Origin of the sequence: Parabacteroides johnsonii DSM 18315, from assembly GCF_025151045.1 — a bacterium.
GTDB lineage: Bacteria > Bacteroidota > Bacteroidia > Bacteroidales > Tannerellaceae > Parabacteroides > Parabacteroides johnsonii.
On sequence record NZ_CP102285.1, the window covers coordinates 3564847 to 3575580 of the forward strand.

Here is a 10734-nt window from a genome sequence, read left to right on the forward strand (position 1 = left end):
CATGACTTATTAGAATGTTACATTAACTCCGAAATTATAACTACTGGGAACCGTATAATTAATATTAGGTTGTTCAGGTATAATATCAAACTCCGCAGCTCTATACAAATAACCGACATTTCTCATTTGCACATAGAAACGCAATTTTCTGATTGGCACCTTCTTTGATAGCAGATTCTCAAAACTATATCCTAATGTTATATCCTGAATTTTAATATGGTCGCCTTTCTGGTAGCCATTAGAGGTACGATAGGTATCATAACCACTCGCCTGATCCGCACGTGGGTAACTATTTGTCGGATTATCCGGAGTCCAGTAATCTACAGCCGGCAACCATCTCTGTCCGTCCATTGTAATATCATCATATGGAGCGGGCTTAACCAAATATCCCCATCTTGAGTTCAGATTGAAAGAAAAATCAAAATTCTTATATTGAACATTCGCACCTAACGAAGCAATCCATTTCGGGCGAACCTGCCCCAAGATTATGCGATCGTCCGCAGCACTAATCGAACCATCTCCATTTTGATCTTTAACCTTGATATCCCCCACTTTAGCATTATATTTGGCAGCAGCTTCTTCTTCTCCCAACTGCCAAATACCAATTTTTTCATAATCATAGAACACACCTAAAGGTTTTCCGATAAACCATTTATTATTCGGCAAATCTTCACCACTAATCAAAGCCGTAATCTTTTCCCAGTTTCTGGAAGCATTCAGTGAAATATCGACATTCAAGTCTTTTGTCCTTACCGGATTATAGTTCAAATTGAACTCAACTCCCGAAGTTTCTGTTTCTCCGATATTCTGCCAAATATCATTGAAACCGGTAAAAGAAGGAATCGTTCTCTTCATCAACAAATCACTCGTTTTTGTATTATAGTACTCGACATAACCATTCAATTTATTGTTGAACAAGCCGAAATCAACCCCTGCATTTACAGTTTTGGATATTTCCCATCCAAGATCAAGATTCACGATCGAAGTTGGGCTATATACATAGAACTTATTAGACGAATCTTCTCCGAACAAATAAGCATATTGCGACAAAGAAGCAAGTGTTTGATAAGGAGAAATAGCAGTATTACCTACAGTACCATATGACACACGAAGTTTAAGGCTATTAATCCAATTCACATTCTGCATAAAATTTTCATCCTTCATACTCCAACTGACTCCCCCTGAAGGGAAAACAGCCCATTGGTTCCCTTTTGCCAAACGAGACGAACCATCTGTTCTGAAAGCTATATTAAAATAATATTTATTCTTATAATTATAGCGTAAACGACCCAAGACAGATGCCAAAGCCCAGTTTTCAAAACTACTTCCTATTTTTATATTTTCCGTGTTGGAACCTAAATTATGATATGATGTATATTCTACCGGCTGGTTATCTCCAGACAAAGTACCTTTATCATATCTCCGGCTCTGCATTTCACCGACAAGGTCAACAACCAAATTATGATCTCCGAAACTATTATCATATGTAATAATATGGTTTAGTGTCCACTGGTCATAATTATTATACTCTTTACCGGAATTCGTCTTGACACCTTTACCCTTGTATGAATCTTTACCATAGAAATACCCTCGCTTATAGTCTGAGAAAATATAACCAAAGTTAGTATGCATACTCAACCATTTATTTATCTTTATATGTGAAGTCAAATTAAGATTCAACAAATTGCTTTGGGCATCATCTGCAAACTGTCCAGGCACATTATCAGCCAACGGGTTATACCCGGACGTGTTTAACGGATTCGGGAAATAATTAAGATCACCATTCTCCAAATACGGATCAGATAACGGTGTCATATACAATATTTCGTTATTGAGTTTCTGGAATCCAGATATATTATTTCGTTTCAATCGAACAGTCGTACCCAATGTCCAGAAGTCTGCTAGATCATGATCTGCCGTCAATGTCAAATTATAGTTTTCCGCATCATTCGTTTTATAATACCCCTGTTCTTTATCATATTTAAATGATAACAATAAACGAGTCTTCTCTCCACTATTACTGATGCTCAAATGATAACTCTGTGTCAATGCATTGCGATACAATAAATCCTGCCAATCGGTATAATTGCCATTTCTTATCATATCAAGTTCAGATTGGGTGAAAACATCTTCATCCGCAAAAGGCGTATCCCATCCATGAGCATACCTGTATCCATCACGTCTAAACTGTACATACTCTTCTCCGGACTGCAAAGGCATCATATGAGGAACGTTCAAACCTATATAAGAATTAAAATTAACTTCACGGTTTACCCCTTTTTTTCCTCTTTTGGTCGTTACCAAAATAACACCATTTGCACCCATAGAACCATAAATAGCAGAGCTTGCAGCGTCTTTCAACACTTCAATTGATTCTATATCGTAAGTATTTACACTCCCTAAACTTCCAGGAATACCGTCTACGATAATCAGTGGATTATTTCCTGCATTCAAAGATCTTGCACCACGGATATAAATTTGCTGATCATCCCCTGCATATCGTGCAGACTGGATATCCAGACCAGCGACTTTTCCCTGCAAGGCATCTTGGACATTACTTGTTGAAGCAGCACTAATAGTTGATCCTTTGACAGTAGACATAGCACTTACAATATCTCTTTTTCTGGATGTACCATAACCGATCACAACAATTTCATCCAAATTCTCCGTATTCTCTGCCAAAGAAATATTCAATACATTTTTCCCGTCCACCTTTATCTCTTTGGTATCATAACCGATATAGGAAACCAGGAGAACAGCCGAAGGAGAAATATCCAAACTATATTGACCATTCAAATCGGTGACAGTCCCGTTCGTCGTCCCCCTCTCCACAACATTCGCACCGATGATCGGTTCACCTTTTTCATCTTTGACAACGCCTGTGACTTTTTTTGTTTCGGAAGATGCCGGGGTTTTTCTGGAAATGATTACATGGCCGTTACTGAATGTGATGGAACAGTTCGTGCCTTCTAGTAATTGTTCCAGGACGTTCTTGACGTTGTTGCCGGCCGGCACTTTCTTGATCACGCGTGAATCGTTGACATCTTGTGTGTTGTAGTCTACGAAAAGTTTCGTTTGTTGTTCGATTTGCTTGAAAGCAGCCTTTAAGGTTAAATTACTTCCAGACAAACGAACCTGTTGATTTTGAGCAAATACGAACGAGCTACCAAGAGACAGAGCTCCAATTATGCATAAACGGGAAAGCGTTTTTCCCGCTTTTATAGGTATTAGATTAGTTAATTTCATATATTTGTATGTTTGAAAATTGAATATTAATTATTTCCAACGTTTTACGTTGAGTCCAAAAAAGTCACAATTCGGTTTCAAACGCCGGAAAGAGGGATTTTCGCACTTTCGTTCTTTCCGGTTTTCTTTTGTTCATCCTGTTCCTCTCCTCTATTTTTAATTTATAAATACAACATTTCCCTTTATCTTAAAATGAATGCCGATCAACTGCTGCAAAACAGTCAACACATCCTCCAGTGTTTCATGCGGGGCGAACTTGACATTGTAATATTCGTCCGCATATTTCTGGGAATTATAATGAATCGTCACGTTAAACTTCCGTTCCAACGAAGCCATCAGATGACTGAAAGAGACATTCTCGTAAATCAGGTAACCGCTACGCTCCATCTTATAGAGCAAAGCATCGACTGACTGGACCGTTACCGTATGCGCCGCATGCGAATAAACCAAGCGTTCATTCGGCTTCAGGATAGCCGGCTGGTGGTCGCCTGTCTTTACATCCACTTTGACACTTCCCTCTTCCAAAATCGTACTCGTACAGGAATCACCCGGATAAGAAGCAACCGTAAATACCGTACCTAAAGCCTGGATATCCAAATAAGTCGTCTTCACGATAAAAGGCTTTTCCCTGTTTTTCCGAACTGTGAACGAAGCTTCACCTGTCAGGTAAACCGTACGGGTTTCCGTATCCGTAAAGTCTTTCGGATAAACGAGCAACGAACCGGCATCGACCCATACCTGTGAACCATCCGGCAAAATAACCTGCCGACTCTCACCATAAGGAACGAATAATTCCGCCATCTCTACATGCCGGGTAGGTTTCAAGCGATCCGTAACGAAGAAAGTCGCCGCTCCCGTCAATAGCATCAATGCAATTACCGCCGCATATTTGATCCATCCACGATACATCGAGACGGTATTCCGACGGACCGGTTCAACCTGTAAATGTCTTTGCAGGGCATCCCAGTCTTCGCGAGTCTCGACAGTCGCTTCTGCCGGCGAATGTTCCCAAAAGGCCTGCAACATATCGGTCTTCTCAGAAGCTCCATCTTCCGCCCGCAGCCAACGTCCGAACAGGACACGCCCCGAACGGGAAAAATGCTTTCCGAAATAAAGTTGTATGATTCGTTTTATATTGTTGTCGTTTTCCATAAAATCCCGTGCTTTATAATGGAGTCGGCTTACTATGGAAATACACACAACCGAATATGCACTTTTTTTCAACTTTTCTTCATTATGTTTTTCCGGTTTTGTGCAAGTGTAATCTGTTTTCGACATTGTCGTGTATATTTTCGACAATGTCGAATATATTTTTGACAACGTCGAATATATACACGACAATGTCGAAAACAGATTACACTTGCATCCAACCGGCAAAAGACAAGCATGCGAATGACGGTTCAAGCGTGCAAAAGGAAGAAAAGATAAAGGACTTTACGAAGAATGGCAAGGGCGGCGGTCAGGTGGTTTTCCACCGTTCGTTTGCTGATATCGAGGCGCATGGCGATTTCGTCATTGGACAAGCCTTCCTCACGGCTCATCCGGTAGATTTTGCTTCGCTGGGGAGACATTTGATCGACCGTACGGTTGATGATCGATTGCAGCTCGCGGACGAACAAGGCTTCTTCCTCTGATTCGGCCGGGGAGGCTTCCTGCAAGTATTCGTTCGTATATTTTTCCGATACTATAAGACGATCGAAGTAGTCATACACGGTAAAACGCGCCATCTGGAAAAGGTAGGAGGAGAAAGAACGGACATTTTTAAGTTTTTCGCGGTCTTTCCACAACGAGAGAAACAAATCCTGGGCCATATCACGGCTGACTTCCTTATCATGCGTTAGGCCGATAAGGAAATTTACCAACCGAGGTTGGTACTGGAAAAACAGATGCTCGAAAGCTTCCACATTTCCAGCGGCGATCTCCTTTAACTTATTTTGCTCCTCTGGTAATTCCATAACAAATGCGAAGTAGCGAAAAATATCAGAATAATCAAAATAAAAGTTTGCAACTGAGTTGCATTAATTTTGTTATAATTTTACAGAGTCAAGAAAAACAATACGATTTATGTCAACAAAACAATGCGAAGAGAAGCTCAAAGATAAAGGTGTGCGCCCTACAGCCGCCCGGATCCTTATATTACAGAAATTGTCGGAACAGACACATCCTATTTCCTTGCTCGAACTGGAGGCGCAACTTGAGACATTAGACAAATCGACCATTTCACGCTCTCTGGCGATCCTGTTGGAGCATCACGCCGTCCACGCTTTCGAGGACGGAAGCGGGTCGATGAAATACGAAATCTGCCGGAGCGACACCGATACTTGCTTTATAGAAAACAGGCATATCCATTTTTACTGTGAGGTTTGCCATAAAACCTATTGTATGGACCCGATAAAAATCCCGGTCGTACAGTTGCCGGAAGGCTTCATCATGGATACGATCAACTATACGGTCAAAGGGATTTGTCCGGCATGCAAGCCAACGGATCTGTAAAATGCAATCGAGTTGCAAAAGTATCTTCGGATCTTTGCATCGGAATAATAAAAACAGATTGATTTATGGAAGCAAAAACTACTTGCCACTCCGGATGCGGATGTGGACACGGACACAATAAAGGAGAAAAACGTTGGGAGATAGCATTACCAATCCTGTCTTTCATTCTGTTAATTGCGGGACTGATCTTGGACCATACCGGACAAAGCTGGTTCTCGCCGGCGGTAAAGCTCGTCTGGTATCTGACAGCTTTCCTCCCGGTAGGGCTGCCTGTCATGCGAGAAGCTTATCGTGAGGCTTTGCAAAAAGATTTTTTCACTGAATTCTCATTGATGTCGATTGCTTCGATCGGAGCTTTCAGCATTGGCGAATATCCAGAAGCTGTAGCTGTCATGCTTTTCTATACGGTTGGAGAAATGCTGCAAAACAAGGCCGTCGAACGTGCTTCACAAAATATCAGCCGCTTGCTCGATGTCCGTCCCGAACGTACGGATGTATTCCGTGAAGGTAAATATATCAACGTCTCCCCGAAAGAGGTGAAGACAGGTGAACGGATCGAGGTAAAGCCGGGCGGACGCATACCGCTCGACGGAATTTTGCAGGAAACCGAAGCGTCGTTCGACACCTCCGCCCTGACAGGCGAAAGCATGCCCCGTACTCTCAGGAAAGGAGATGAAGTCCTGGCGGGAATGATCGTACTGGGACAAGCCGTCCGCATAGAAGTGAACCGCCCGTATGACCAGAGTGCATTAGCCCGCATTTTAGCGTTGGTGAAAGATGCTGCCGAACGTAAAGCTCCTGCCGAGCTGTTCATCCGCCGGTTCGCACGGTTCTACACACCGGCTGTGATCGTATTGGCTCTGCTGATCGTCATAGTTCCGGCACTTGCCGGGCTGGTGGTGCCGTCTTTCCAATATGTCTTCCATGACTGGTTGTACCGGGGATTGGTATTTTTGGTTATCTCCTGCCCATGCGCCTTGGTAATCAGTGTACCGCTGGGATATTTCGGAGGTATCGGGGCGGCTTCACAAGCCGGTATCTTGTTCAAGGGCGGCAATTATCTGGATGCTATCACCCGGATAAATACCGTCGCATTCGACAAAACCGGTACATTGACTACCGGCCGTTTCGAGGTGACGGATATGCTGGCACATGGAATTTCCGAACCGGAACTATTGGCCTTACTTTTATCCGTCGAACAGAAAAGTACTCACCCGATCGCACAGGCGATCGTCCGCTACGCAAAGAAACAGAATATCTCTGCAATCAACATCTCGGAGATGCATGAACTGGCCGGACATGGTATGGAAGCAATCATCGGTGGACAGGAAGTACTTGTCGGGAATATCCGCCTGATGACAGAGCGCGGGATTTCCATCCCCGAAGAGTTGTCCGACAAGGTGGCGACCGTCGTTATCTGCGCCATCGGCAAAAAATATGCCGGCCATCTACTATTGTCCGATACATTGAAAGATGATGCAGTGGAGGCGATTGCCAAACTGAGGAAGTTAGGAGTGACAGATATCCGTTTACTGTCGGGTGACAAAAAAGAGATTGTCGAGTCTTTTGCCAAACGTTTAGACATCGACCTCGCATACGGAAACCTGTTGCCGGAAGATAAGGCGACGCATATCCGGGAAATGGTTGAAGAGCCGGGTAAATCCGTAGCTTTTGTCGGAGACGGAATGAACGATGCTCCGGTATTGGCACTAAGCCATGTAGGAATTGCGATGGGCGGACTCGGTTCGGATGCAGCGATCGAGAGTGCCGACGTCGTTATCCAGAACGACCAGCCGTCCAAAGTCGCAACGGCTATCGCTATCGGTCGCAAGACACGTACAATTGTCCGTCAGAATATCATAGGGGCACTTGGTGTAAAAGGGATTGTACTGTTGGCTGGTGCATTGGGATACGTCACGTTGTGGGGAGCAGTCTTCGCAGATGTCGGTGTCGCTCTGCTGGCGGTCTTCAACTCGGTCCGCATACTGAACAGGAAGGTATGGTAAAACTGATGATGTGTCAAATATCGGTATTCATGGGACGCAGACAACGCAGACGAGCGCAGATTAACACAGATATATTAATTATCAACAAAATAAATCTGCGTTCGTCTGCGCATTCTGCATCATCCGCGTCCGGTAATGTCAATTTGACACACCTTCACTTACCTTTCAGAAAAGGTTTTCCATTTTTCCAAATCACCTCTTCTTGTGTGATATACCAGGTTTTTCCATTATCGTTATTTCCCTGATAGAACAAGTAGGTTCGTCCGTCCGAATCGGTAAAAATATGAGGATGACCGGATTCGCTGGAATTCCATTCGCCTGGTTTGCCGTTCCTAAGGAAAGGTTCTTCCGAAAGGCGTTTCCAAACAATGCCGTCTTCACTTTCCGCCACTCCGATTTGTTGGGGGGCATTATTGTAAGCTCCGGCATAAAACATATAAAGCTTGTCACCTCTTTTTGCAATCGAAGCCCCTTCGATACATTTTCCTTCCCACGGATACACGGGATACAGGATAGAGGAATCCGTCGCCTGCACCCAGTCTTCCCGGTTAAAATTAGTATTGCCCGGAGCAACGGCAACTCCCTGCATCTGGATGTCGTAGTTTTTATCGCGGGTTGCAAAATAGAGGAAATAACGTCCTTTGAACTCGCATACTTCCGCATCTATGGCACGACCGCAAGTCCAATCTCCGGCCGGATGGAAAATCGGATTCGTCGGATTCCTCTTGAAACGAATGCCGTCATCCGATACGGCATGGCAGATAGCATCTTTTTCACCATTCCCATATGTCTGATAAAACAAATGCACCTTTCCATCCTTCACCAACGCACCGGGTGCACAAAGTCCTTTCTTCTCATAATCAGCTCCGGGAGCAGGCGTGATCTCTCCCACCTTCGTCCAGTTAACCAAATCCTTACTCTCCGCAATCCCAATATTCCATCCAGAAGCAGGATCCCCCTTCATCGGCGGAATAGAATGATACATCAAATAGCGCCCCTTAAATTTAACCACATGCGGATCTTTCGAATAAGGCACTCCGACACGGGAGGTATCACCATACATCATGAGGGGAAGTTGCTGAGCATTTGCACTCAAAGAGAGGAGCAGGCTGAGAATTGTTAGTAAAAGTGTTTTCATTATCATTTTATTATTCATTAATCCAATATACAAAGATAAATACAAATTCAAGGAGAGACAAAAACTCATCTCTCCCTAAACCATATTTCAAATCAAAAATCTCAACTATTAGTTACCATAACCCGGATTCTGTGTAAACTCTTCCGGATTTGAAACATTGGTGAGTTGGTCACGGGGTATTGGGCGTAAGATATGGAACTCTTCAAATTTTCCAGCAGTTGAAGAGCTCATATTCGAATCATTCATACGCTCCATTAATTTTCCTGTACGTTTTAAATCATACCAACGATGCATTTCTCCCATCAGTTCACGTCCACGCTCGTCCAAAATAAAATCAATCGAAACATCCGATGATTTTATCTCCATATCTGTTTCATGGCCGGGAACAGCAGCCCTATGACGAACTACATTAATATACTCGACAGCCTTCTGCGAATTACCCAATAAAAATGCAGCCTCAGCAGCCAACAAATAAGTATCCGCCAAACGGAAAACAAACACGTCTCGTGAACCTGCAGTCCAATTGACTTCCGGACGTAACGGATCTAAGTGTTTTACCAGATAAGCATACATTTTATAACTTGTAAAACGAGTATTTGAAGGCCACTTTGCATTGGGATTCGTTTCAGACTGGACATCTATCGCCGGATCAATTTGTTCACGCATATATTCAGGTAAGAAAACAAGCACCGGCCAAACATCCTTGATTTGCTCTGGTGTCCAAGGTTCTCTCGGATCGATCATCGCCAATTCACCTTTTTTCCAAACTTTTTCTTCCATCTGCTTGCTATAAGGGCTAAATATTTTTTCGGTCACAGACTCTTCTGTCACATTCCATCTGGAAATAAAACAATCATCCCAACGTTTATCTATCGTTTCATCGAACAAGTTAATAGCGAAATCTGTCGAACGCTCTCTACTCCAAGGACGACCATATTCTATCACACGCAATACTGCCGGATGTTCTTCTGAATAAGCAGAACAAAAAAACATATGAGCCGTATTTCCATTTCCATTCAATTCAGCATTTTGTGTATACAGCACTGGGAAAATAACTTCTGAATTATGTTTATTATTAATATCCCAAAGTTCTGCATGCGACTGAACCAATGAGTATTGTCCAGAATTAATCACTGTTTCTGCATACTCTAATGCATTTTCAATATCACGATTATCCCGTTTTACTGTCAATAAAACTCTTGACAAGTGATGCATCGCTGCATATTTTGTTACTCGACCATATTCTGAAACAGAATAAGATTCCGGCAAATTCTGCATTGCATACTCCAAATCAGAAATAATTTGCGTCCACACCTCATCAGCTTTTGTTTTGTACACAGCTGTTTCAACAGAATTTGTAGGTTTTAAAGACATTGGAACATCTCCAAATTGCTGAACCAAATGATAAAAATAATGAGCTCTGATGAATAAGGCTTCCGCCAAATATTGTATACGCAAACTTTCATCCAGCCCTTCAATTTCATCATTTTCCAAACTATAAATAACAGTATTGCATTGATTTATTGACTTATAAGAATTATACCAAAAACTTCTTACATCATTATTGGTTGCATCTATTGTCCAATTTCTCCATTGTTCACTACCATTATAAGCGATCCATAAATCAGAAGGACCTTCACACATATAAATCAGATATTCCTGTATATACATGTTTCTTAAGGTAGAATACAATCCATTCACTCCATTAGTAATTCCCTCTTTAGTGGTATAGAAATTACCAACAGTCACTTTGTTATAAGCTGTTTCTTCCAAGAAGTCACAAGACACTAAGCAGAATAAAGACAGCAAACCTATTAATGTTTTATTTAGTATTTTCATATCTCATTATCA

The 10734-nt window shown here is 42.5% G+C and carries 7 protein-coding genes; 2 read left to right on the forward strand and 5 right to left on the reverse strand.

The window, feature by feature from the left end; genetic code table 11:
- Positions 1 to 9: 9 nt before the first annotated feature.
- The 3 genes from NQ564_RS14840 to NQ564_RS14850 all read right to left on the reverse strand — a co-directional run bounded on the left by NQ564_RS14840 (position 10) and on the right by NQ564_RS14850 (position 5201).
- A complete protein-coding gene (locus NQ564_RS14840; RefSeq protein WP_008146484.1) occupies positions 10 to 3246 on the reverse strand; it encodes a SusC/RagA family TonB-linked outer membrane protein in 3237 nt (1078 codons plus the stop codon).
- A gap of 156 nt (positions 3247 to 3402) precedes the next feature.
- Positions 3403 to 4398 carry a FecR family protein gene (locus NQ564_RS14845; RefSeq protein WP_021862391.1) on the reverse strand — a complete coding sequence of 332 codons (996 nt, stop codon included), beginning with the start codon at positions 4396 to 4398 and terminating at the stop codon, positions 3403 to 3405.
- 248 nt (positions 4399 to 4646) lie between these two features.
- Positions 4647 to 5201, reverse strand: a complete 555-nt coding sequence (locus tag NQ564_RS14850) for an RNA polymerase sigma-70 factor (RefSeq protein WP_008146489.1) — start codon at positions 5199 to 5201, stop codon at positions 4647 to 4649.
- Between the two features lie 109 nt (positions 5202 to 5310).
- Between NQ564_RS14850 and NQ564_RS14855 the strand changes: the two genes are divergently transcribed.
- Both NQ564_RS14855 and NQ564_RS14860 read left to right on the forward strand, forming a co-directional pair.
- Complete coding sequence (locus NQ564_RS14855) at positions 5311 to 5739, forward strand: Fur family transcriptional regulator (RefSeq protein ID WP_008146491.1); 429 nt, start codon at positions 5311 to 5313, stop codon at positions 5737 to 5739.
- Positions 5740 to 5804: 65 nt separating this feature from the next.
- Positions 5805 to 7745, forward strand: coding sequence for a heavy metal translocating P-type ATPase (locus NQ564_RS14860; RefSeq protein WP_008146493.1), 1941 nt, complete (start codon positions 5805 to 5807; stop codon positions 7743 to 7745).
- A 154-nt stretch (positions 7746 to 7899) separates the two neighbouring features.
- Here NQ564_RS14860 and NQ564_RS14865 read toward each other — a convergent pair whose 3' ends face one another.
- Both NQ564_RS14865 and NQ564_RS14870 read right to left on the reverse strand, forming a co-directional pair.
- On the reverse strand, positions 7900 to 8883 hold the full coding sequence (locus NQ564_RS14865) for a family 43 glycosylhydrolase (RefSeq protein WP_039848028.1): 984 nt from the start codon (positions 8881 to 8883) through the stop codon (positions 7900 to 7902).
- 108 nt (positions 8884 to 8991) lie between these two features.
- Positions 8992 to 10722, reverse strand: coding sequence for a RagB/SusD family nutrient uptake outer membrane protein (locus NQ564_RS14870; protein WP_008146499.1), 1731 nt, complete (start codon positions 10720 to 10722; stop codon positions 8992 to 8994).
- Positions 10723 to 10734: the final 12 nt, after the last annotated feature.

Coding starts and splice junctions, on each gene's coding strand:
- NQ564_RS14870 (WP_008146499.1), bottom strand. CDS start 10,722: ATGAAAATACTAAATAAAACATTAATAGGTTTGCTGTCTTTATTCTGC.
- NQ564_RS14855 (WP_008146491.1), top strand. CDS start 5,311: ATGTCAACAAAACAATGCGAAGAGAAGCTCAAAGATAAAGGTGTGCGC.
- NQ564_RS14865 (WP_039848028.1), bottom strand. CDS start 8,883: ATGAAAACACTTTTACTAACAATTCTCAGCCTGCTCCTCTCTTTGAGT.
- NQ564_RS14850 (WP_008146489.1), bottom strand. CDS start 5,201: ATGGAATTACCAGAGGAGCAAAATAAGTTAAAGGAGATCGCCGCTGGA.
- NQ564_RS14860 (WP_008146493.1), top strand. CDS start 5,805: ATGGAAGCAAAAACTACTTGCCACTCCGGATGCGGATGTGGACACGGA.
- NQ564_RS14845 (WP_021862391.1), bottom strand. CDS start 4,398: ATGGAAAACGACAACAATATAAAACGAATCATACAACTTTATTTCGGA.
- NQ564_RS14840 (WP_008146484.1), bottom strand. CDS start 3,246: ATGAAATTAACTAATCTAATACCTATAAAAGCGGGAAAAACGCTTTCC.